This is a genomic window from Alkaliphilus serpentinus (genome assembly GCF_009017255.1).
Classification (GTDB): Bacteria; Bacillota; Clostridia; order Peptostreptococcales; family Natronincolaceae; genus Alkaliphilus_D; species Alkaliphilus_D serpentinus.
This window is the reverse complement of sequence record NZ_WBZB01000039.1, coordinates 12,980-35,066: the sequence shown is the minus strand read 5'-3', so window position 1 is coordinate 35,066 and position 22,087 is coordinate 12,980. Positions and strand designations below refer to the sequence as shown.

The following is a 22,087-nucleotide window of genomic DNA, read 5'->3' as shown; positions in this document are numbered from 1 at the left end:
GGACTTTGAAGGAGATGAAGGGAATGTGTGGTTTTGTTGGATGGGTTGATTATGAAAAGAATTTACTAGATAGAGGGGTTGTCATGGATAAGATGATCACTACCTTATCCAAAAGGGGGCCTGATGCAGAAGGAGTGTATGCAACAACCAATGCTTTGTTAGGGCACCGGAGGCTAATAGTTGTAGACCCTGAGGGTGGTGGGCAGCCAATGACGAGAATTGTAGATGGAAGAAGGTATACAATAATCTATAACGGAGAGCTTTATAATACAGAGGACGTTAGAAAGCTTCTTGTTAATAGAGGCTATGGCTTTCAATCCTACTCAGACACAGAGGTTCTACTAACAGCTTATATTGAATGGGGCAGGGATTGTCTCAACAAGCTTAATGGAATTTATGCCTTTGGAATATGGGATGAAGAAAAAAAAGAGTTGTTTCTAGCCAGAGACCGACTGGGGGTAAAACCATTATTCTATTCCAAGGTAGACACAAGCTTTGTTTTTGCTTCAGAGATTAAAGCAATACTAGCTAATCCGGCGGTTCCCTCTGTTATTGAGGAGGAGGGTATATTAGAGCTATTTGCCCTAGGACCTGCCAGAACTCCCGGTAAAGCAGTGTTTAAGCATATTAAAGAGGTGCCGCCAGCCCATTATTTAATTTATAGTAGAGAAGGCTTAGAAATACGGCAATATTGGCAGCTGCAGAGTAAGGCCCACACTGAAGATTTTAATACAACAGTGGAGCATGTAAAATTCTTATTGATGGATGCAATAGAAAGGCAATTAATTTCTGACGTTCCTGTCTGCACCTTTTTATCTGGGGGATTAGACTCCAGCTGTATATCAGCAGTAACTGCTAAAGCATTTGAAAGGGAAGGAAAGGGAAAGTTAAAGACCTTTTCAATAGATTATTTTGATAATGAAACTTATTTTCAACCTAGTGTCTTTCAACCTAATTCCGATAAGGAATGGATAGACAAGATGCAAAAAGCCATTGACTCTAATCATTATTCAGTAATAGTAGACACACCTCAATTGGCTGAAGCCCTTCATAAAGCTGTATTAGCCAGTGACTTGCCAGGGATGGCGGATGTAGACTCCTCCCTGTACTTATTCTGTAAAGAGGTTAGGCAGCAGGCAACAGTGGCATTATCAGGGGAATGCGCAGATGAAATATTTGGTGGTTACCCATGGTTTACAAGGGAAGAATTATACAATGCCAATACCTTCCCATGGTCCCAGGCTATCAATGAAAGGCAGGGGATATTATCCAAAGAATTTGCCAAGTTGCCTATAGCTGAGTATGTAGATCTACAATATAAGAATACATTAAGGGAGGTACCTACCTTTGAAGGAGATAGCCCCTTGGAAAAAAGGATAAGAGAAATCTTTTACTTAAATCTAAAGTGGTTTATGGTGACCCTCTTAAATAGAAAGGATCGAATGAGTATGGCTAATGGCCTTGAGGTTAGGGTTCCCTTTGCAGATCAGTGGCTTGTGGAGTATGTATGGAATATACCATGGGATATGAAATTTTACCAGGGTAGAGAAAAGGGACTACTAAGAAAGGCCTTAGAGGGAATACTGCCCCAAGATGTAATTGAAAGGAAGAAAAGTCCTTATCCCAAAACCCATAATCCTTCCTATTTAAAGGAGGTTCAGAAAATCTTAAAGAAGATTATTGAGAATAAGCATTCTCCGATACTTCAATTAATCAGTAGAGAAAAGGCAATACAGCTAATAGAAAGTGGAGGCGAAACCTTAAAAACCCCGTGGTTTGGCCAATTGATGACAGGTCCTCAGTTGATAGCATATTTAATTCAAATGGATATTTGGATGAGGGAATATAAGGTGGAGATTAGGTAATAAAAATAATAAAGGTTTCTCGATTAAATGGGAAACCTTTTATTATTACGCCTAGAATGTTATATATGAAATATTTAGGAGGATATATAATGTAACTCTTTTTTTTATTTGTTATGAAATGGGAGAAATATGATATAATAATAATTATTTATTCAAGAGGAGAAGTGAATAATGGACAAGATAAAGGTGTTTCAGCTTAGCTATAAGGATGCCCAAGGCCTTGGTGTGGACACATGGAATAGATGGAATTGTGAACCTAGCTCCTTCGGTTGGGAGTATCCTGAGGAAGAGACGGCATATGTATTTGACGGAGATGTAATTGTAACTACAGAGGATGAAGAGGTTCATATAAAGGAGAACATGCTTGTAATTTTCCCTAAAGGACTTAAATGCCATTGGGAGGTTAAGAAACGAATTAATAAGGCATATACCTTTCATTTTGATAAAGAACAGCTTAAATAATAAGGCCTTGATTATCACCAATCTTTACTATAAAAGGGTATATGTCTTCGATACATAGGTGATGGAGTTCACCGTTAACCACTGTTGATCAGTTAATGACTCCTGTAAAACATCCTTCTGTTTTGCAGGGGTTTTTTGTGTAAAAGCGATAATTATGAACATAGTGAAAATACTATTATTGAAGGTTTAGAATATCTAGTCATTAGTTATGCAGGAGAAAAGGTTCTTACATAGAAATCATTAAAAGGGAGGTGGATTCTTATGGATAAAAATCTTACCATTAAGGGAATGCAGCAGCAGGTGGATGATTATATAGGTCAGTTTAAAGAGGGATATTTTAGCCCATTGGCACTAATGGCCAGATTAACAGAAGAGGCAGGAGAGCTTGCAAGGGAGATCAATCATTTATATGGAGAAAAGCCCAAAAGAAAGGATGAGCCCGAAAATAGTGTGGCAATGGAGTTGGCTGACTGTATGTTTATTCTAACCTGTTTTGCCAATTCCCTAAATATAGATTTAGAGGAAGCCTTTTATAGGATGATGGATAAGTTTAATACCCGTGATGCTGATAGGTGGACGAGGAAATAGGGAATAAGTAATAGGGAATAAGTGAAAAATTAAAAATAAAAAGTGAAAAGTGAAAAGTGATCAACATTAAAAAAGATGCTTAGACTTTTCTAAGCACCTTTCAATCTTTTATCTTACTATAGTCCAAACAATAATGATGGCCCCAAGGGTCCAGGTATAAAAAGAGAAGTAATAGAGCTTCTCTTTTTTGATGAAGTTTATTAGGCTTCTTATGGCAAATACCCCAGATAGGAAGGCTGCAAGAATACCAGCCAATAAAACTCCAAAGGTTAAATCCCCTAAGCCAACCTCTAAGGCTCCCTTCACCTCAAAAACCGTTGCTCCCAAAATGGCTGGAATAGATATAAGGAAGGAAAACTTTGTCGCCAACTCCTTATTAAAGCCTCTAAACAATGAACCTACAATGGTTGAACCCGAGCGGGATATGCCTGGGGTTATGGCCAGGCCTTGAAAAAAACCTACAAAGGCTGCATCATACCATTTCATATCACCAATATCTCTTCTCCCACTATTGAACTTTTCAGCAGCCCATAAAAGGGTACCAGTAATTAGAAGGGCAACTCCCACCACCAACTGGGAGGTATAAAAACTGGCAAATAGGTCTTTAAAAAAAATCCCCATAAAGCCCGTTGGAATTGTTGCAACAATAATCATGGCGGCAAGCTTCCTATGCTGATTTTCTAAGGAAAAACCCTTTCCACTCATCACGTCAAATATGAACTTGAAAAACTCCACAATCATTAGAAATATATCTTTACTATATACAAAAAACACTGAAATAAGGGTGCCTAAATGAAGCATAACCGTTAAAAACAGTACATTATCCTCAGGAACCTTTAATAAATACTGCGTAATTGATAGATGTCCAGAGCTACTTACAGGTAAAAACTCCGTTAAACCTTGCACGATTCCCAAAATAATAGCCTTTAGAACTGACAATATACCACCTCCTGAAGAAATAATATTCACCGAAAAAAATTATATCACAATAAAAGGGTTATTAAAACAAAATAACTAATAGATTCATATAATAGTGTGAATGGTTATAATGTGATTGATAATAGTATTCTATACATTGGGGGTTGAAAACATGATTAAGCCCAAAGGACTAGAAAAAGGTGATTTAATAGGGATAGTGGCTCCAGCCAGTCCCCTACAAGGTAAACAATTAGATCAAGCAATAGAAAAATTCAAGGCAATGGGCTTTAGAATTGAGGTGGGAGAAAGCTGCTATTCAAAGGACAGATACTTAGCAGGAGATGATTCTATCAGAGTAAAGGATATTAACAACTACTTTAGCAACAAAGAAATAAAGGGAATAGTGTCTTTAAGAGGTGGTTATGGTTCCCAAAGGCTACTGAAAAATATTGACTTTGATATGATTATGAAAAATCCAAAAATCTTTATTGGCTATAGTGATATAACAGCCATCCATATAGCTATCAATCAGCTATCAAGACTGATAACCTTCCATGGTCCAATGGCTTTAAATATCCCTCATATGGATGAATTTACAGCCAGTAGTCTACTAAATACGATAATGATCAATAAAGGCTCATATGAAATTAATAATCCCCCCTTCTATGAAATTCATACATTAAGAAGGGGTATTGCCTCTGGTATATTAACGGGGGGAAATTTATCAATGATTGTATCCACCCTTGGAACACCCTATGAAATAGAAACGAAGGGAAGGATACTATTTGTTGAGGATATCAAGGAGGAAGGGTATAAAATTGATAGAATGCTTACCCAGCTATCTTTAGCTGGAAAGCTAGAGGAGGTAGCGGGAATTATAATTGGAAACTTTAAGGATTGCTGTTATCAGGAGGACCATAAGGATGTACCGCTATATAAGCTATTTAAAGAGAAGTTGCCCCATAATATACCTATTTTATATAATTTAATGGCAGGCCATTGCAAACCCAATATTACCCTTCCTTTAGGTGCTAGAACCACAATAAATGCCGAAGAGGGTAAAATACTGATACAGGAGAGTGTGTTGGATGAAGTTTAATACTGCAGATTTATATAAAGAAGTTCTAGGAATATTTGATTGGCTAATAGAAATTAGAAGGGATTTCCATAGAAATCCAGAACTTTCAACAAAGGAGACAAGAACAAAGGAAAAAATTATTGAATACTTAAAGGAGATGGGTATTGAGTACAGCACCTTTATCAATCATCATGGGGTAGTGGCAATTATCCATGGCAGTAAGGGAGGGAAAACCATTGGCCTTAGAGCTGATATGGATGCCCTTCCGATGGAGGATCTAAAAAAAACTCCATATTCCTCAAGTAAAAAAGGTGTAATGCATTCATGCGGCCATGATGCCCATATGACAATTCTGTTGGGGGCGGCAAAAATTTTAAATAACCATAGAGACAGCTTATCTGGCAAGGTCAAGCTAATATTTCAGCCTGCTGAGGAGACCATTGGAGGAGCTAAACCCATGATTGAGGATGGAGTGCTGGAAAATCCAAAGGTTGAAGCCATATTTGGTTTGCATGTTTCATCGGAGTTGCCGGTAGGAAAGATCGCCCTTCGATACGGCCAAATGAATGCTCAATCGGATACCATTGGTATTAAAGTCAAAGGTACCAGTAGCCATGGAGCCTATCCCCACGGAGGACACGATTCCATTGTAATAGCAGCCCATATAATCTCCGCCCTTCAAACAATAATCGCTAGGGATGTTGACCCAAGGGATTCGGCTGTCATAAGCCTCGGAACCATCAGCGGCGGCGCACAAAATAACATCCTTGCAGAAATGGTTGAAATGGGTGGAACAGTTAGGACCATCAATCCTACCACAAGGGAAATGGTTTTAAAGAGAGTTCAAGAAGTGGTTACAGGAGTGGCTACATCACTAGGGGGTGAAGGACATCTCAATATAGAAGAGGGGTATATCGCTTTAATAAACCATGATCCCCTGGTTAAATTGGTTGAAGAAAACTCTATAGAGTTTTTGGGCAAAGAGAATACAATTAACATATCAAAGGTTAGTCTAGGGGTGGAGGACTTTGCATATTTTACAGAAGCCCTACCTGGAGTGTTTTTTGTTCTGGGTTCAGGTAATCCCGATAAAGGAATAGTCCATTGTGGTCATACACAGCACTTCGATATTGATGAGGATTGTTTAAAAATTGGGGTAATGATGCAAATCTTAAATACTTTAAAGGCCTTAGGTGGAAAAATTAAATAACCCTGCTGAAGACTTATTAATTGCAAGCTACAGGGTTTTCTGGTAAATAAAAAGAAGGCCTTGTTTTAATATCAAATAATATGGTAGTATCTTCTAAAAAGGAGTTTAAAGGTTATAAGGAGTAGCAATAAGAATAGGATAGTATAAATAGGGTATAGGTAATAGGTAATAGGTAACAGGTAATAGGTAACAGGTAATAGGTAACAGGTAATAGGTAATAGGTAACAGGTAATAGGTAATAGGTAATATGGAATAAGTAAGAAGTATTAAGGAAAAAGGAATAGGCAAAAAAATAAGAAAAATATATAAAGCAAAACAATCTAACCTTTGATAAAGGCTACACTAGAAAGGAATGATTATAAATGAAGAATAACAAAATGTATATCAATGGCTGTTGGGTGGAGGCAAAAAACGGTAAAGGAATAGAGGTACATAATCCTGCTACAGGAGAATTATTAGGAACTGTTCCCATGGGTGGAGGAACTGAAACAAAGGAGGCTATTGATGCTGCCGATGGAGCCTTTAAAGAATGGTCACAACTACCTGCTTCTGCAAGGGGTAGTCTATTAAGGAAGCTATATGACCTTGTAATGGAGGAGAAGGAAGAAATAGCTCGAATTATGACCTTAGAACAAGGAAAACCCCTAAAGGAAGCAGTGGGAGAATGTATATATGGAGCCAACTTTTTAGAATGGTATGCAGAGGAAGCCAAAAGGGTATATGGAGAAACAATTCCAGCCTCCAGTAAAGAAAAAAGGATTATGGTTTTGAAGCAGCCTATAGGTGTAGTTGCGGCAGTAACACCATGGAATTTTCCCTTAGCAATGATTACAAGGAAACTGGCACCAGCATTGGCAGCAGGGTGTACAGTGGTTTTGAAGCCAGCAAGTCAAACTCCCTTAACGGCAATCAAGTTTATGGAACTAGTAGAAGCAGCGGGTTTTCCACCGGGGGTTGTAAACATGGTAACGGGAGTCTCTAGCCAAATTGGTGCCGCCCTTATGGAGGATGAAAGGGTGAAAAAGCTTACTTTTACAGGCTCAACAGAGGTTGGAAAGCAGCTGATGAAGCAGTCGGCAGATACAGTTAAAAAGGTATCCCTTGAGTTAGGTGGTCATGCGCCCTTTATTGTATTCGAGGATGCTGATATTGATAAAGCTGTTGACGGGGCTGTAGCATCTAAGTTTAGAAACTGTGGTCAAACCTGCATATCCTCAAATAGATTTTATGTCCATGAGAATATTTTAGATGCTTTTTTAAGAAAGCTGGTAGAAAGAATTAAGGATCTAAAATTGGGCAATGGGTTAGTTGAAGGGGTAGAGATTGGACCGCTAATTGATTCCAATAGCTTTGAAAAGGTACAGAAGCATGTAGAGGATGCCCTAGATAAGGGTGGCAAGCTAGTTTATGGAGGAAAAGGACAGCATTTAGGCATAAATAAAAAGGGCGGATATTTTATGGAGCCTACGGTAATTGCCAGCGCAACTGGAGATATGATTATCGCAAAGGAGGAGACCTTTGGGCCCATCATGCCGATTATTTCTTTTAATTCTGAAGAAGAAGTAATTAAAATGGCTAATAACAGTAGCTATGGCTTAGCTGCATATTTCTTTACCCAATCCTTGTCGAGGAGCATACGGGTGATGGAAGCCTTGGAGTATGGCATCATAGGAGTTAATGATGGCAGACCTTCAACACCCCAAGCTCCCTTCGGAGGCTTTAAAGAAAGTGGTATAGGTAGAGAAGGCGGTCATTATGGAATAGAGGAGTTTTTAGAGATTAAGTTTGTTTCAATAGAGATATAAGTAGATAATCAACAGCTTGACGGTTGAGTTAGTCACTTAGCTAGGAATTAGGCATAAAATTTATAATATATATATTAGTATTTTTTGACTAGTTAACTAGCATCATCAATTCAACAATTATCATTGCGCTAGCAAGGCATTGATATAAAAATATCAATCTCACCCAAGGGTGGGATTTTTTTATTTCTACATATAAAAACACAGCTAGGTGGTAATAATAAATTAGAAAATCTATAATGGGGGTAACAAATTATGCTAATAAGCTTTACCAGAGCTTTTATTTTATATTTTATTGTTGTTGTTGTCATGAGGGTTATGGGTAAACGTCAAATTGCTCAAATGCAACCCTTCGAGTTGGTTATCATGATTATGATTGCTGATTTAGCAACTACACCAATGGAAAATGCAGCAATACCTTTGTTTAATGGTATTGTTCCCATCATTACATTATTATCTGTGCAAATAATCACCTCCTATATGTCTCTAAAAAGTGAAAGGCTGAGGGAGCTTATATGTGGGAAGCCCAGTATACTGATTTATAAGGGAAAGCTTGTTCAGCATGAGCTTAAACGTCTAAGAATCAATATGAATGATTTACTAGAACAGCTAAGGGGTAAAGACTATCTCAATCTTCATGATATTGAATATGCCATTTTAGAAACCAATGGAGACCTAAGTCTAATTCCAAGAGCAGAAAAACAGAAGGTATTAAGGGAAGATTTAAAGATTTTACCCCAGCAGGAGGAGCTTCCAATCACATTAATCGTGGATGGTCAATTAATGAAAAAAAATCTCATGAAAGCAGGTCATAATGAAAAATGGGTAATTAATCAACTCAAAAAAGAAAGTATTGATAGCATTAAAGATACTTTTTTTGCATTTATCTCTTCCGATGAGAAATTTTATGCACAAAAAAAGACTAGCTAACAAATGGGGAGGGTACTTATGAAGGCAGTTATTGGAACGATTATTCTAGTAATCATTTTTTTTATTGGAGCTACAGTATTTCAAAATTATGTTCAAAATGGATGTGAAGAATTATCAGAGGAGATAACGAAATTAGAAGGGTATATTGATGATGAAAATTGGGAAATGACAAGGGAAACCTTAGGGCTTCTTAAAGAAGACTGGGAAGAAAAGTCTAAGATTTGGGTTTTGTTTTTAGAGCATTATAATTTGGATGCAATTGAAGTCGCCATCCGAAAAATAGATACCTATTCAGATTTAAAAGATAAAACCTACACCCTTGGAGAAATTGTAAAACTCAGGTATTTAATAGAGCATCTGTCAGAAAGGGAAGCCTTTGTCCTGTCGAATCTATTATAATCTGTAAATTTATTAATTAATTTCTATATTTATGTAATATTTCGTTTACTTTTGTTGGTTAAGGGTACAAACATACAATAAAGGATATAGAGGGGGATGGATATGGGGTTACCAATTTTTTTGAGCCTAATTCCACTGTTTTTAATCGTATTTATAATGTATAAGCAAGCAGGCAGGACATCCTATGGTGGAGTCCCTGAAAAAACATCCTTGTTGTATCTTACTATGGGTATACTTTGGATTATATTGTCGGATAAGGTCTTAAATTTTATCGTAACAGATAAAAATCGATTAACCTATATACAAACCTTCAAAGGTTGGTTTTATGTAGTAATAACTACAGCAATTTTATATCTAATCTTAAGTAAATATATGGAACAGTTACATAAATCCCATCGGGAGCTTAGTATCACCTACAGTGAGCTAAAAAAATATGGAATTATATTACAAGAACAAATAGAGGAGAAGGAGCTTAGTAAAAGGGCATTAGATGCCAGTGAAAGGCGTTATAAAAGCTTATATGAAGCCATCTCTGGCGGGGTTATTGTTCAGGATAGCACCGGTAAAATAATTGATGTCAACAATATAGCGGCAGAAATTCTAGGGCTATCGATGGAGGATATGAAGGGGACCACAATTTTGGATACAGAAGGAAGCTTAATATATCCCGATGGTAAAATCCTTACAAAGGAAAACCATCCAGCCATGCTGGTGATGAAAACTTGCAAACCTATTAGAAATGCTACTATAGGAATCATACATCCTACCACTAAGCAATATAGGTGGTTATTGGTTAATGCCCAACCGATACTTGATAAAAGCAATACTCCCAAAGAAGTTGTAACAACCTTTATAGATATTACCGATCTGAAATCTGCAGAAGAAACCATCCGTTATCAGTCCTATCACGATCCACTAACTGGGCTACCGAATAGAACCCACTTTTTAGATAAGCTTACCCAAGGGATAGCACATTTCTATAGAAAGAAGAAGAGCTTTGCCCTTCTCTTTATTGATTTAGACCGTTTTAAGCACATTAATGATAGTCTTGGTCATAATGTTGGAGATGACTTATTAATTAAGGTGGCAGCTAAATTTAAGGAACTGTTAACTCCCGATGATTTAGTAGCTAGACTAGGTGGAGATGAGTTTGTAATACTTCTACAGAATGTAACTCAATCCGAAACTCCTGATCTTGTAGCAAAAGAAATCCTTAACCATTTTAATAAGCCCCTCAATCTAGGGACTCAAGAGATTCATATAACACCCAGTATCGGTATTGCTATATATCCCAGAGATGGTGGTAGCCCTGTAGATCTATTGAAAAACTCAGAATTAGCCATGTATAAAGCGAAGGATAGCGGTAAGAATAAATACAATTTTTACTCAGAGGACCTACAAAAAATGGTTTACCAAAGACATATCTTAGAGAACAGCATGCGCAAGTCCTTAGAAAGGGAGGATTTTGAGGTATACTATCAACCACAGGTTGACATAACCTGCAACCAAATCGTTGGAGTAGAAGCTTTAATACGTTGGAAGCATCCTGAATTAGGGATGATTTCACCATCTCATTTTATACCAATAGCTGAGGAGACAGGCTTGATTATTCCAATGGAGGAATGGGTTTTACATACTGCATGTAACCAAGTAAAGGAATGGCAGCAAAAATACAATAAATCCCTTAGGCTAGCTGTAAATATTTCACCTCATCATTTTCAGCACGAAAACCTTTTAAAAACCATTATAAAAACCATCAACAACACCAATTTTTGCGGTAACAGTCTAGAGCTGGAGATTACCGAGACAGCAGCTATGCAAAATGTTGTTTTTACAATAAAGGTTATTGAAAATCTTAGGAAGATGGGGATTGAAATATGTATTGACGATTTTGGAACAGGATACTCATCCTTAGGCTATCTAAAAAAATTTACCATTCATAAAATTAAAATTGATAGGTCATTTATTTGTAACTTAACCAATAACACAAACGACGCTGCAATAACCGATGCTGTGATTGCCTTATCCCATAGTCTAAATCTAATGGTTGTGGCAGAAGGAGTAGAAACTGAAGAACAACTGGAACTCTTAAGGGGTAAAGGATGCAATTACATTCAAGGATATTATTTTAAACCACCAATTCCGGCAATGGAAATGGAAGAATTGCTAAAGGAGCAAAATACTAACCTCCAAGAGGCCCTTGCTGATTAAATTCTTGATAGATTTGAGCCCTAGCAATAGGGCTTTTTATTGTATCAGCATATATATATGTATTTTCTAATATTTTATTGAAACAATAAAGATATAAAATATTAATTAGGGAGTGTTTTAAAATGGATATGAAAAGAGCGCAAGAAATATTTAGTTCTCAAAATAGGATACCTGTCAGCTATAGAGGAAAGAATATCTGGATTGCAGAGTTGAATAGCGGTAGTAATACAGCAAAAATTAAAGACGATATATTCTCGGCAGAAACTAGAGAAGTACCCGTAATGGATTTAAATGAGTAAAAATGATTGAAGTAATATTTTTTTAATTGCTATAAAAACCAGCATCCTAAACCTACTAAAAAAAGTTTAGGATGCTGGTTTTCACTATTTTAATCATGGTACCAACAAGGGATTTATATCCCTAAAAGTTTATTGAGTTCTCCTTTTTCATCTAACTGATGAATATCGTCACAGCCCCCTACAAATTGTCCATCAATAAAAATCTGAGGCACTGTATCCCACCCTGTTTTTAACGATACTTCTTTAAATGTATCCTCATCATAGGTTACATCAATTTCTTCAAGGTTTAAGCTTTTACTTTTAAGTAAGGCTACAGCCTTCTTGCAATAGGGACAATAGTTCTTAGTATAAATCTTTACTTCCTTCATAATCATCCTCCTTATGCTATATTAATACTTATTATATAATACCCATTTTACTAGACATTAACAAAGATATGAAAACTTTAAATAATAATCAATATTAATTAATAATAATTATGTTTAAATTGAAAAGCAGTGGATATAATATAATGGACAAATTATTATTAATAGGAGGTAAAATGATTATGGCGGAAAGAACAGTTGGACTTAAGGCACCACACTTCGAGATGAAAACAGTTGATGGTGAGGGTAAAAACTTTGGGAGTGTAACTCTAAATGGTTACAAGGGAAAATGGTTAGTGATGTTTTTTTATCCATTGGATTTTACATTTGTTTGCCCCACAGAAATTAAAGGTTATAACAGTAAGATAGATGAGTTCAGAGCTATGAATGCAGATATATTAGGGGTCAGTACAGATAGTGAACATTCCCACAAGGCGTGGATTAATGCTGCAGCTGATCAAGGTGGCTTAGGAAAACTTAAACTTCCATTGGCTTCAGATATGACCCAAAAAGTTGCAAGAGACTATGGGGTTTTAATTGAGGAAGAAGGTATAGCCCTTCGAGGATTATTTATTATTGATCCTGAAGGAATATTAAGATATTCTGTAATTCATGATTTAAATGTTGGTAGAAGTGTTGATGAAACTTTACGGGTTTTAAAAGCCTTACAAAGTGGCGGCTTATGCCCCATCGATTGGATGCCGGGAGATGAAACTTTATAAAATCTAAAGGGATAACCTTAGAATGATAGGGATTGATAAATATCAGTCCCTATTTGTTTTTCTTAAATTGCTAATTAGTAAAATTCTTTTTCTGTCATATTGAACAAAATTATGATAGCATTAAACTATAAGATGACATGGGACAGTCTTCAAACCATCTAAAGCCGTTGGTACAAGGTGGCTTTGAAATTTTGTGAATTTTGTCAATTTATTAATTGCCTTCCTTTAATATAGAATATTATTATAAGTTTGCCTATTGTGGATATATAGGGGCAAATAAATATTTTGATAGGGAGGTTATAGAATTGGCAAAATTATCGCTTCAAAACATTTATAAGGTTTATCCAGGGAATATTACTGCAGTAAAGGACTTCAACTTAGAAATTAACGATAAAGAATTCATTGTGTTGGTAGGTCCTTCAGGATGTGGAAAATCTACAACTTTAAGGATGATTGCGGGCTTAGAGGAAATATCCCAAGGTCAGCTATACATTGACGATCGATTAGTAAACGATGTTGCTCCAAAGGATAGGGATATAGCAATGGTGTTCCAAAACTATGCACTATATCCCCATATGACAGTATATGAAAACATGGCCTTTGGACTAAAACTGAAAAAAACACCAAAGGATGAAATCAACAAAAGGGTTATGGAGGCCGCCAAAATCCTAAATATTGAGGAATATTTGAAGCGAAAGCCAAAGGCCCTTTCTGGTGGACAAAGGCAAAGGGTTGCCTTAGGTAGAGCTATTGTTAGGGAGCCCAAGGTTTTCTTGATGGATGAACCCCTTTCAAATCTAGATGCAAAACTTAGGGTACAAATGAGAACTGAGATTTCTAAACTCCATCAGAAGCTTCAAACAACTTTTATTTATGTAACCCACGATCAAACAGAAGCTATGACAATGGGTGATAGAATTGTGGTTATGAAGGATGGAATTGTTCAACAGGTGGATACACCCCTAAACCTTTATAATTATCCAACCAATGTGTTTGTTGCAGGGTTTATTGGAAGCCCTCAAATGAACTTTGTAGAAGGAAAGCTTTTAACAGAAGGCCAACATACTGTATTTGTTTTTGATCATAATAAAATTCAGTTAACTGAAGAAAAATCTAAGATGCTTCTTGATAAAGGCTATATAAACAAAGATGTAGTAATGGGTATAAGACCAGAGGACATCTATAATGATGATTTGACTCTTAAAAAGTATCCTAATTGTATTGTAGAGGGCACAATAGAAGTATCAGAGCTTATGGGTGCTGAAACCTATATTTACTTAAGGGTTGGAAAGGATAGCTTCACTGGTAGAGTCGGTGCATCTTCTTCAAATATTAAACCAAATACCCAAATAAACGTGGCCTTTGACCCAAATAAAATCCACATTTTCGATAAAGAAACAGAGGTCGCAATCTTTTAATGATAATGAGGGATCAATATGAAGGCATTAAATGAGTTGTTTAAGCATTTTAATAGCAGCATCGGTTATAGTCTGGCCTTATTTGACGAAAATAAGAACCTTCTAATAGCTACCGAAAATAATGATGCCAAATTTTTAGAATATCATTTTACATATTCCATAAAGCTACAGGGGAATGATGAGCTATACTTGGCATCTAAAGATCGTCTTGGGCTAGAGGTTTGGAAACTGCTAGAACTACTGATTATTCAAACCTATAATCAGAACAGCTATAGTAGAGAAGAGTTATTAATCTCCTTGCTTAAAGGTCAGTATGATCCATTGCTATTGAAAAGGGCTAAGCAACAATTGATGAAAGCCTCTGATTTATACAGACTTATCCTCTTAAAGGGGGAAGAGAATATCGACATGACAGATACTCTACAACTTTTAAACGTTGCCTTTAAGGGGGATCAAAGGGTCATTTCTGTAGAGATGGACTATGGCATAGTTCTATTTGTTGCTGGGGATAGTCATAACCCCATCGCCCTAGCTAATCAAATTAGAGATACCATCAATGCCGAACTCCTTATAGATATTAAAATAACCATAAGTAGAGGCTATGATAAACTTCAGGATATATATGAGGCATTTAAAGAGACTATGGAGGTTATTGAAATAGGGAAGGTTTTCTTTCCTGGTGAACATGTACTGAATACAGAAAATATTAAACTGGAAAGGCTTATTTATTCAATCCCTTATAAAGAGAGAAGAAAAATATATATTGAAAACTTTAAAAAAGACCTATATGATAAGATGGAAGAAGATTTAGTTTATACAATGGAAGTTCTATTAAATAGCGATTTGAACTTAGGTGAAGCAGCAGGAAAGCTATATATTCATCGTAATACCTTGAATTACAGATTAGATAAATTTTACAGAGATACAGGCCTAGATTTAAGAAAGTTTAATGATGCGATGTTTTTTAAGCTTAGTTGGCTTCTTAGAAAAAGTATTACATAAGCGGTAGGGAGCTTGGCTGCCGCTTATTAAATAAAGCATTATGCAAGCGTTTGCGTAAATTATTAATTTTGGATGGAGGGTTAATAAATGATATTGCAAAGATCCAGTGGCATTCTCCTTCATCCCACATCTCTGCCTTCTAAGTACGGCATTGGGGATATGGGAAACGAGGCTTATGAATTTATAGATTTTCTAATAAGAAGCAGGCAAAGTCTGTGGCAAATACTTCCCCTAACCCCTCCCGGATATGGCGAGTCCCCCTATCAAGGCTTCTCAGCCTTTGCAGGTAACTCCTATCTTATTAGTATCGATAAATTAATGGAAGATGGTTTGATTCTTCCGGAGGATTTAGAAGATCTTCCGAAGTTTAATGACAAAAGGGTAGAATTTCAAAGAGCTATGGATTATAAATTGAAGGTTTTTAGAAGGGCCTTTAGTAGGTTTAATAATGCAGATAACAGTGGAGAATATGAGAGCTTTCTATCAAATAATAGCTACTGGCTTTTTGATTACTGCTTTTTTATGGCTTTAAAAAATCATCATAATGAAAGGCCATGGAACCAATGGGATGATAAAATTGCCTATAGGACTCCAGAGGGGATAGAACACTACAAAAAGCTTTTGCGTGAAGAAATAGAATTTCATCACTTTCTACAATATATCTTTGATAAGCAATGGAAGGAGCTTAAAGCCTATGCCAATGAGAATCATATTAAAATTATAGGAGACCTGCCTATATTTATTTCCTATGATAGTAGTGATGCATGGACTCAGCCCCATCTTTTTGAGGTTGATGAAAAAGGAAATCCTACGAAGGTAGCAGGAGTTCCACCGGATTACTTTAGTAAAACCGGACAGTTATGGGGTAATCCTCACTTTAGATGGGATAAAATGATGGAAGATGATTTCCTATGGTGGAGATATCGATTCGCAAAACTGATGGAGCTAGTAGATATCATAAGAATTGATCATTTCAGAGGCTTTGAAGCCTATTGGGAGATACCAGCCAGTGCTCCAACAGCTGCAACGGGGAAGTGGGTAAAAGCTCCGGGAGCAGAGCTTTTTACAACTATCTTCAAGCATCTTAAAGAGCTGCCTGTTGTAGTAGAGGATTTAGGATTTATTACTCCAGAAGTAAATCATCTTAAGAACAGGTTTCAGTTTCCTGGTATGAAGATTATACAGTTTTCCTTTGGTCCTCATAACCCAAGAAATCAACGACCAATGGGCTTTGAGGCTAATTCAGTGGTGTATACTGGAACCCATGATAATGAAACCTCTTTAGGCTGGTACAAAAGTCTAGTTGAAACTGGTGCCACCGATGTGTTGAATATTCTTGATAGATATTACGGGATTCATAAAGGGATGGATGGCAAGGAGATTTGTTGGAGGTTGATTGAAATAACCATGACCACTGCCTCCCAGATAGCAATCATACCTATGCAGGATGTGTTATGCTTAGATAATGAGGGTCGAATGAACTATCCAGGAACAGTAGGAGGTAATTGGGACTGGCGGTTCACACAAAATCAGGTGACCCCTGAAATGGAACAATTTCTTGTTGAGGTAACAGAAAAAACTGGTCGAGGTAGATAAAGAGACAAATAAATAATGAAATAGCTATTCACCTGAAAGGAAAATAATGATAAAATTAATGTTAATTTAGAATATTTAATAGAAGGAAGCGTTAATATGAAGGTTACAATAAAGGAAGTAGCAAAAAAAGCTCAGGTTTCTACATCCACCGTGTCTAGGGCCTTAAAAAATAGTCCCCTTATTAGTCAGGTCACTAAAGATAAAATAAAGGAAATCGTACAAGAATTAGGGTACCATCCAAACGAGATAGCCAGAAGCCTTGCTAATAAATCCTCCCAGACCTTAGGGATGATTCTTCCCGCTTCAGCTGAGGATAGCTTTGTCAATCCCTTCTTTACTCAGTTTATTTTAGGGGTTACAAGATACCTAGAGAGTCAGAACTATTCCCTTCTACTATCTTCTGCTAGAAATGAAGAGGATGAACTGGAGCAAATTATAAGGATTGTTAATTCCAAAAGGGTGGATGGAATAATTTTAATGACCGTAAGAGAAGAGGATAAAAATATAGAGTTTCTTATGGAAAACAACTTTCCTTTTGTTGTAGTTGGTACACCAATAAAGAAGGATGAAATTCTATGGATAGATAACAATAACGAGGTAGCCATGTTTGAGGTTACAGAAAGTCTTATTAAATCAGGCCATAAAAGGATCGCTTTCTTAGGTGGAGACCAGAAGTTAAAGGTTACTCAAAATAGATTTTTAGGATATAAAAGGGCCTTAAATAAGCATGGCATAGATTACGATTCTAATCTTGTGGTAGAGGTAGATTTTACTGAAGATGAGGGATATCGTTCTACCTTAAGGCTTCTGCGGAAGGTTCATGATATTGATGCAATCGTCACTACAGACGATTTGATTGCCTATGGTAGTATGAGGGCTATTAAGGAGATGGGCTATGCGATTCCTAAAGGAATATCTATTACAGGTTTTAACAATACTATACTGGCACAATATTTAACCCCAAGCTTAACCTCAGTAGAAATCAACGCAACCGACCTGGGAAATCACGCAGCCAGACTTCTTTTAGATGGTATAGACAATGGAAAATTACAACATAATTTCTATATAGTTGATACAGAATTTATTAAAAGGGATTCTAGTAGATGATCATCTACTAGATTGTCGTAAAAGTAGGCAAAATACAGAGTCATAGGTACTATCGGGTAAAGTAGAGCAGTACAATAGGTATTGCTCTTTTTATATTGGATAAGGGTAATTTCAATAGAAAAAGAATTCTAATCTCTTTATCATATAAGAGGTCTATCTCAAGAGTAATAATATTCAAAATGGACGGATGAGACAATTTTTTTATATTGACAAGGGTAGAGAGTATGGTATATAATTTTATTAGATGCAAACGGTTGCATAAAAAATGTAGATTATTGTAAAAGGGGGAAATATTCATGAAAAGACTTATCAGCGTTGCTTTACTGATTACGATGTTTGTAGTTTTATTAGCAGGCTGTTCTACATCCACCAGCTCTGAAATAGGTAAATTTGATCCAGAGCAAGAGGTTACATTAAGGGTATGGCATGGATGGACTGGTCAAGAAGAAGCAGCTTTAATTGAAGCTACTAAGCAGTTTACTGCAAAGCATCCAAAAATTCAATTTGATTTATTGTACACACCATTTGAAGGTGGCTATAAAGATAAGCTAAAGGCTTCAATTCAAACGGGAGATGGCCCAGATATTTTCTTTGGACCCCATGACTGGACAGGTGAATTTGCTGTTGCCAACATGGTTCAAGCAATAGACGATGGGGTGAAGTCTGTAAAGGGCGATTATATACCAAGTACCTATGAAGCAGGTGCCTACGCTGGTAAGCATTATGGCTATCCTATGTCAATGGAAGCAATTGTACTTATCTACAACAAAGATCTAGTTACCGAAGCTCCTAAAACCATCACAGAAATGGTTAACATAGCTAAGGAAAATACCAAAGGCGAAAACTGGGGTATTGTATTTGACTATAATGGAATATTCTACTTCACCCATCCTTTCTTCTCTGGTTTTGGAAATGAAATATTTAACTTTAACAAAGATGACGAAGCAGTACCAAACTTCAACAATGAAGCGTTTATTGCTTACTTAGACTTTTTAGATAAACTAAAGAACGAAGAAAAGGTTATGCCTAAGCAATTGGATTATGGTACAGCACAAGCTTTATTTATGGAAGGGAAAGCAGCCTTCTGGATAAATGGACCATGGAGCTTTGGAGATTTAGAAGCAGCAGGTGTAAACTGGGGAGCCACTACTTTTCCTAAGAATGACATCACAGGAAATGAATCTAAGCCTTTTATGGGTGTAAAGATGGCCTTTATGTCTAAGGAGTCACAAAACAAGGCAGCAGCCAATGAGTTTGCAAAGTTTATGGCATCTGCAGAAATTGCAAAGATGTTTAATGAAATGGTTGGAACAGTACCTGCCAATACGAAGGTAGGAGCCCTTGACAAGTGGACTGATCAATTAATTCAGGAGCAGGCCAAAAGTGCCATTGCTATGCCAGCTATTCCAGAAATGGGTCAGGTATGGACTCCAGTTAAGGATGGTATAGATTCAGTTCTTGACTCAAATGGAAATCCATCCGATGTTGCTAACACAGTACAAACTACCATAGAGCAAGCTATTAAAGAAGCAAAAGGTGAATAATTCTAAAATAAGATTAGGTCTGGTTTATCCAGGCCTAATCATTTAAAATAGAACTATAGACGGCTTTTTCAACGAGGAGTGAAAGAATGAAACCGGTGATTGTCAGTGAAAAAACAACCTCGACAATTTCAAAGGAAGGAAAGCTATGGCATAGGATGAAAAAAAATAAGCAAGCTTATTATTATGTTTTACCTTCTATGCTATTGGTTTTAATCATTTCAATTGGTCCAATTATATATGGTATTGGCCTTTCCTTCTTTAACTCAAACCTATATACCATGGGGCAAGATACCGTAAGATTTGTAGGATTACGTAACTATATAAGGGCCTTAGGTGGTTTGGATGCAGAATTCTTTAGGGTTTTAATAAGGACCTTTGTATGGACCTTTGCCAACGTCTTTTTTCATGTTACTGTAGGTCTTGTTTTGGCATTAACCTTAAACAGGCCAAAGCTGAGGTGGAAGGGGTTCTACAGAACCTTAATTATTTTACCTTGGGCTATACCACAGTTTGTAACAGCCTTGGTTTGGAGAATGATGTATAATGAGCAATTTGGTTTTTTTAATATCATACTAAGAAATTTAGGAATTCAACCAGTACCTTGGTTATCCCATCCACAATTGGCATTAATGTCAGCAATTATCGTAAATATTTGGTTGGGCTTTCCCTTTATGACAATGGTGGCCACAGGTGCCCTCCAAAGTATACCTAGGGATTATTATGAGGCAGCAGATATTGATGGAGCAACACCTTGGCAAAAACTTAGGAATATAACCCTGCCGTTACTAAAACCAGCTATGCTTCCTGCAACCATTCTAGGAACAATTTGGACCTTTACCAATTTTAATGTAATATATCTTATTACCGGTGGTGGGCCAAACAAGGCTACTGAAATTGTATCTACCTATCAGTTTAATGTTTTAACCCAACAAAATGCCTATTCGATGGCAGCAACCTATTCGGTTATCGTTTCTATAATTCTAATAGCCATTACCATGATTAACATGAGGGTAACAAAGGCATTATCGCAGGAAGGGGTGGAGTAAATGAGTAGAAAAATGAAGGAAAAAATTAGTTACTTTTTTACCCATTTATTTATGATAACCGTATGTATGATCACTCTGGTACCAATATGGTGGGTGTTAAATACTGCCCTTGATAGTAGAACTACTCTAGTAACAACGGACTTATATCTGTTGCCACAAAATCCAACAATACAGAACTTTACTACGGTGCTATCCCATCCTAGATTTTTAATGTGGTTAAAGAATAGCTTTATATTTGCAGCTGGTACGACAATTTTTTGTTTAACCCTAGCTACCCTAGCTGCCTACGCCTTTTCCAGGTTTGATTTTCCAGGAAAAAAATCAGGCTTAGCCTCTTTTGTAGTATATATGATGCTACCTGCAACTGCCTCCTTGGTACCTCAGCTAATGCTGGTGAAGGTATTGGGGATTAAAAACACTTACATGAGCCTAATATTTATATGGTCTGCCGCCAACATGGCCTTTGCAGTGTGGAATCTAAAAGGATATTTTGATACGGTTCCTAAATCCATCGAGGAAGCAGCCATTGTAGATGGTGCATCTAGGCTTCAAATCTTTACTCTGATCATGCTACCCTTAGCAAAGCCAGCTATTGCCATTACAGCAATTTTTGTTTTTACTGCTCCGTGGACTGATTACGTAACCTCATATCTTTTTTTATCGGATGGATCAATGTATACCCTAGCTCAAGGTCTCTTTGGTTGGGCAGCAGACTTTAGAACCGTCTCATGGGGAGTTTTCTGTGCTGGATCAATAATTATGGCACTACCCTTAACCATTATCTATATGGTGTTCCAAAAGTATATTGTAAGTGGATTAACAGTTGGGGGAGTAAAGGGATAAAAAATAAGATTAAGATCTGGATTATTGATACTAGTTTCAAACTAAAAAAGGACCTTGCGGTCCTTTTATTAATTTTCCCAGTATTTAAAGAATTTTGATAGGAAGTATATCAAAAATATGGTTATTACTGTTACAATACCTTGGGCTAGTCCTCTAGCTGGCAATAAAACAAAGAAACTCTTGCCTATTAATTGAGTAAGCCATAGAGTATTTAAGCCTAATGAAATTACTAAATAAACCAATAGATTAGCCAACACAATATTTAAGAAAGAAAACTTTTTCTTATGGTTTAATGCTACGACTAAACCAGGAATGAATCCTGTTAAAGCAGCACTTAAAGTGAATCCAGGATGAAAGCCACCCTGAGATAAAACTAAGACTCCTAGAAGATCCCCTACGATACCAGTTAAGGCACCACCTATAGGGCCTAAAAGTATGCCAGAAAGTATAACGGGTAGGTTTCCAAAGCCTAGCCTTATAGTACCTCCAGCCAGCATGATAGATCCATACCTAGTAAGGATAATCGTTAAGCCTGCAAGCAATGAAGCCATTACCAGCTTTCTAGTTGATAATCTACTTTGAGTGATGAAACCAGTTTTTGATGATTTGTGAGAGATTGCCATTTGCTTACCTCCTTTCTCTTAATTAGTAGGCATAAGGCGCTACACATTAAGAGAATATC

At 36.7% G+C, this 22,087-nt stretch carries 21 protein-coding genes and 1 riboswitch; of the genes, 18 read left to right on the top strand and 3 right to left on the bottom strand.

What is annotated here, in order from left to right; translation table 11 throughout:
• Positions 1-14: 14 nt before the first annotated feature.
• From asnB to F8153_RS10855, 3 genes are all read left to right on the top strand, one after another.
• Entirely contained in the window at positions 15-1,865 is a 1,851-nt protein-coding gene (gene asnB / locus F8153_RS10865; RefSeq protein WP_330577779.1) for an asparagine synthase (glutamine-hydrolyzing), read from the top strand.
• Between the two features lie 171 nt (positions 1,866-2,036).
• A complete protein-coding gene (locus F8153_RS10860; RefSeq protein ID WP_151866380.1) occupies positions 2,037-2,327 on the top strand; it encodes a cupin domain-containing protein in 291 nt (96 codons plus the stop codon).
• 48 nt (positions 2,328-2,375) lie between these two features.
• Positions 2,376-2,439, top strand: a riboswitch (Fluoride riboswitch).
• 149 nt (positions 2,440-2,588) lie between these two features.
• Complete coding sequence (locus F8153_RS10855) at positions 2,589-2,915, top strand: nucleotide pyrophosphohydrolase (RefSeq protein ID WP_151866379.1); 327 nt, start codon at positions 2,589-2,591, stop codon at positions 2,913-2,915.
• A gap of 108 nt (positions 2,916-3,023) precedes the next feature.
• On the opposite strand, the gene uppP is transcribed toward F8153_RS10855, so the two are convergent.
• On the bottom strand, positions 3,024-3,854 hold the full coding sequence (gene uppP, locus F8153_RS10850; RefSeq protein ID WP_151866378.1) for an undecaprenyl-diphosphatase UppP: 831 nt from the start codon (positions 3,852-3,854) through the stop codon (positions 3,024-3,026).
• A 151-nt stretch (positions 3,855-4,005) separates the two neighbouring features.
• Between uppP and F8153_RS10845 the strand changes: the two genes are divergently transcribed.
• From F8153_RS10845 to F8153_RS10810, 7 genes are all read left to right on the top strand, one after another.
• Complete coding sequence (locus F8153_RS10845) at positions 4,006-4,932, top strand: S66 peptidase family protein (RefSeq protein ID WP_151866377.1); 927 nt, start codon at positions 4,006-4,008, stop codon at positions 4,930-4,932.
• Positions 4,922-6,121: a M20 metallopeptidase family protein gene (locus F8153_RS10840; protein ID WP_151866376.1), complete on the top strand. Its 1,200-nt coding sequence runs from the start codon at positions 4,922-4,924 to the stop codon at positions 6,119-6,121. The genes F8153_RS10845 and F8153_RS10840 overlap by 11 nt, the downstream gene beginning before the upstream one ends.
• A gap of 362 nt (positions 6,122-6,483) precedes the next feature.
• Positions 6,484-7,926: an NAD-dependent succinate-semialdehyde dehydrogenase gene (locus F8153_RS10830; protein ID WP_151866374.1), complete on the top strand. Its 1,443-nt coding sequence runs from the start codon at positions 6,484-6,486 to the stop codon at positions 7,924-7,926.
• 252 nt (positions 7,927-8,178) lie between these two features.
• Positions 8,179-8,853 carry a DUF421 domain-containing protein gene (locus F8153_RS10825; RefSeq protein WP_151866373.1) on the top strand — a complete coding sequence of 225 codons (675 nt, stop codon included), beginning with the start codon at positions 8,179-8,181 and terminating at the stop codon, positions 8,851-8,853.
• A gap of 18 nt (positions 8,854-8,871) precedes the next feature.
• Positions 8,872-9,252 carry a DUF4363 family protein gene (locus F8153_RS10820; protein WP_192929782.1) on the top strand — a complete coding sequence of 127 codons (381 nt, stop codon included), beginning with the start codon at positions 8,872-8,874 and terminating at the stop codon, positions 9,250-9,252.
• A 102-nt stretch (positions 9,253-9,354) separates the two neighbouring features.
• Entirely contained in the window at positions 9,355-11,463 is a 2,109-nt protein-coding gene (locus F8153_RS10815; protein ID WP_192929781.1) for a sensor domain-containing protein, read from the top strand.
• 128 nt (positions 11,464-11,591) lie between these two features.
• Positions 11,592-11,762, top strand: a complete 171-nt coding sequence (locus tag F8153_RS10810; protein ID WP_192929780.1) for an H-type small acid-soluble spore protein — start codon at positions 11,592-11,594, stop codon at positions 11,760-11,762.
• Positions 11,763-11,875: 113 nt separating this feature from the next.
• Here F8153_RS10810 and grxC read toward each other — a convergent pair whose 3' ends face one another.
• A complete protein-coding gene (gene grxC, locus F8153_RS10805; protein ID WP_151866369.1) occupies positions 11,876-12,130 on the bottom strand; it encodes a glutaredoxin 3 in 255 nt (84 codons plus the stop codon).
• A gap of 179 nt (positions 12,131-12,309) precedes the next feature.
• Here grxC and F8153_RS10800 point away from each other — a divergent pair, with 179 nt between their 5' ends.
• The 8 genes from F8153_RS10800 (at position 12,310) to F8153_RS10765 (ending at position 21,405) form a co-directional block, all read left to right on the top strand.
• Positions 12,310-12,849 carry a peroxiredoxin gene (locus tag F8153_RS10800; protein ID WP_151866368.1) on the top strand — a complete coding sequence of 180 codons (540 nt, stop codon included), beginning with the start codon at positions 12,310-12,312 and terminating at the stop codon, positions 12,847-12,849.
• Between the two features lie 305 nt (positions 12,850-13,154).
• Positions 13,155-14,267, top strand: a complete 1,113-nt coding sequence (locus tag F8153_RS10795; RefSeq protein ID WP_151866367.1) for an ABC transporter ATP-binding protein — start codon at positions 13,155-13,157, stop codon at positions 14,265-14,267.
• 18 nt (positions 14,268-14,285) lie between these two features.
• Positions 14,286-15,269 (top strand): PucR family transcriptional regulator, encoded by a 984-nt coding sequence (locus tag F8153_RS10790; protein ID WP_151866366.1) that lies wholly within the window; start codon positions 14,286-14,288, stop codon positions 15,267-15,269.
• Between the two features lie 87 nt (positions 15,270-15,356).
• A complete protein-coding gene (gene malQ / locus F8153_RS10785; RefSeq protein ID WP_151866365.1) occupies positions 15,357-16,865 on the top strand; it encodes a 4-alpha-glucanotransferase in 1,509 nt (502 codons plus the stop codon).
• Positions 16,866-16,961: 96 nt separating this feature from the next.
• Complete coding sequence (locus tag F8153_RS10780; protein ID WP_151866364.1) at positions 16,962-17,972, top strand: LacI family DNA-binding transcriptional regulator; 1,011 nt, start codon at positions 16,962-16,964, stop codon at positions 17,970-17,972.
• Between the two features lie 296 nt (positions 17,973-18,268).
• Positions 18,269-19,516, top strand: coding sequence for a sugar ABC transporter substrate-binding protein (locus tag F8153_RS10775; RefSeq protein WP_151866363.1), 1,248 nt, complete (start codon positions 18,269-18,271; stop codon positions 19,514-19,516).
• An 86-nt stretch (positions 19,517-19,602) separates the two neighbouring features.
• Positions 19,603-20,562: a carbohydrate ABC transporter permease gene (locus F8153_RS10770; RefSeq protein ID WP_151866362.1), complete on the top strand. Its 960-nt coding sequence runs from the start codon at positions 19,603-19,605 to the stop codon at positions 20,560-20,562.
• On the top strand, positions 20,563-21,405 hold the full coding sequence (locus F8153_RS10765) for a sugar ABC transporter permease (protein ID WP_151866361.1): 843 nt from the start codon (positions 20,563-20,565) through the stop codon (positions 21,403-21,405).
• Between the two features lie 68 nt (positions 21,406-21,473).
• Here the strand turns inward: F8153_RS10765 and F8153_RS10760 are convergent, their stop codons facing one another.
• Entirely contained in the window at positions 21,474-22,028 is a 555-nt protein-coding gene (locus F8153_RS10760) for a folate family ECF transporter S component (protein ID WP_151866360.1), read from the bottom strand.
• Positions 22,029-22,087 lie beyond the last annotated feature (59 nt).

Bases quoted from the DNA above. Each gene is read 5' to 3' on its own strand.
- asnB (WP_330577779.1), top strand. From the start codon at position 15: ATGAAGGGAATGTGTGGTTTTGTTGGATGGGTTGATTATGAAAAGAAT.
- F8153_RS10860 (WP_151866380.1), top strand. From the start codon at position 2,037: ATGGACAAGATAAAGGTGTTTCAGCTTAGCTATAAGGATGCCCAAGGC.
- F8153_RS10855 (WP_151866379.1), top strand. From the start codon at position 2,589: ATGGATAAAAATCTTACCATTAAGGGAATGCAGCAGCAGGTGGATGAT.
- F8153_RS10845 (WP_151866377.1), top strand. From the start codon at position 4,006: ATGATTAAGCCCAAAGGACTAGAAAAAGGTGATTTAATAGGGATAGTG.
- F8153_RS10840 (WP_151866376.1), top strand. From the start codon at position 4,922: ATGAAGTTTAATACTGCAGATTTATATAAAGAAGTTCTAGGAATATTT.
- F8153_RS10830 (WP_151866374.1), top strand. From the start codon at position 6,484: ATGAAGAATAACAAAATGTATATCAATGGCTGTTGGGTGGAGGCAAAA.
- F8153_RS10825 (WP_151866373.1), top strand. From the start codon at position 8,179: ATGCTAATAAGCTTTACCAGAGCTTTTATTTTATATTTTATTGTTGTT.
- F8153_RS10820 (WP_192929782.1), top strand. From the start codon at position 8,872: ATGAAGGCAGTTATTGGAACGATTATTCTAGTAATCATTTTTTTTATT.
- F8153_RS10815 (WP_192929781.1), top strand. From the start codon at position 9,355: ATGGGGTTACCAATTTTTTTGAGCCTAATTCCACTGTTTTTAATCGTA.
- F8153_RS10810 (WP_192929780.1), top strand. From the start codon at position 11,592: ATGAAAAGAGCGCAAGAAATATTTAGTTCTCAAAATAGGATACCTGTC.
- grxC (WP_151866369.1), bottom strand. From the start codon at position 12,130: ATGAAGGAAGTAAAGATTTATACTAAGAACTATTGTCCCTATTGCAAG.
- F8153_RS10800 (WP_151866368.1), top strand. From the start codon at position 12,310: ATGGCGGAAAGAACAGTTGGACTTAAGGCACCACACTTCGAGATGAAA.
- F8153_RS10790 (WP_151866366.1), top strand. From the start codon at position 14,286: ATGAAGGCATTAAATGAGTTGTTTAAGCATTTTAATAGCAGCATCGGT.
- malQ (WP_151866365.1), top strand. From the start codon at position 15,357: ATGATATTGCAAAGATCCAGTGGCATTCTCCTTCATCCCACATCTCTG.
- F8153_RS10780 (WP_151866364.1), top strand. From the start codon at position 16,962: ATGAAGGTTACAATAAAGGAAGTAGCAAAAAAAGCTCAGGTTTCTACA.
- F8153_RS10775 (WP_151866363.1), top strand. From the start codon at position 18,269: ATGAAAAGACTTATCAGCGTTGCTTTACTGATTACGATGTTTGTAGTT.
- F8153_RS10770 (WP_151866362.1), top strand. From the start codon at position 19,603: ATGAAACCGGTGATTGTCAGTGAAAAAACAACCTCGACAATTTCAAAG.
- F8153_RS10765 (WP_151866361.1), top strand. From the start codon at position 20,563: ATGAGTAGAAAAATGAAGGAAAAAATTAGTTACTTTTTTACCCATTTA.
- F8153_RS10760 (WP_151866360.1), bottom strand. From the start codon at position 22,028: ATGGCAATCTCTCACAAATCATCAAAAACTGGTTTCATCACTCAAAGT.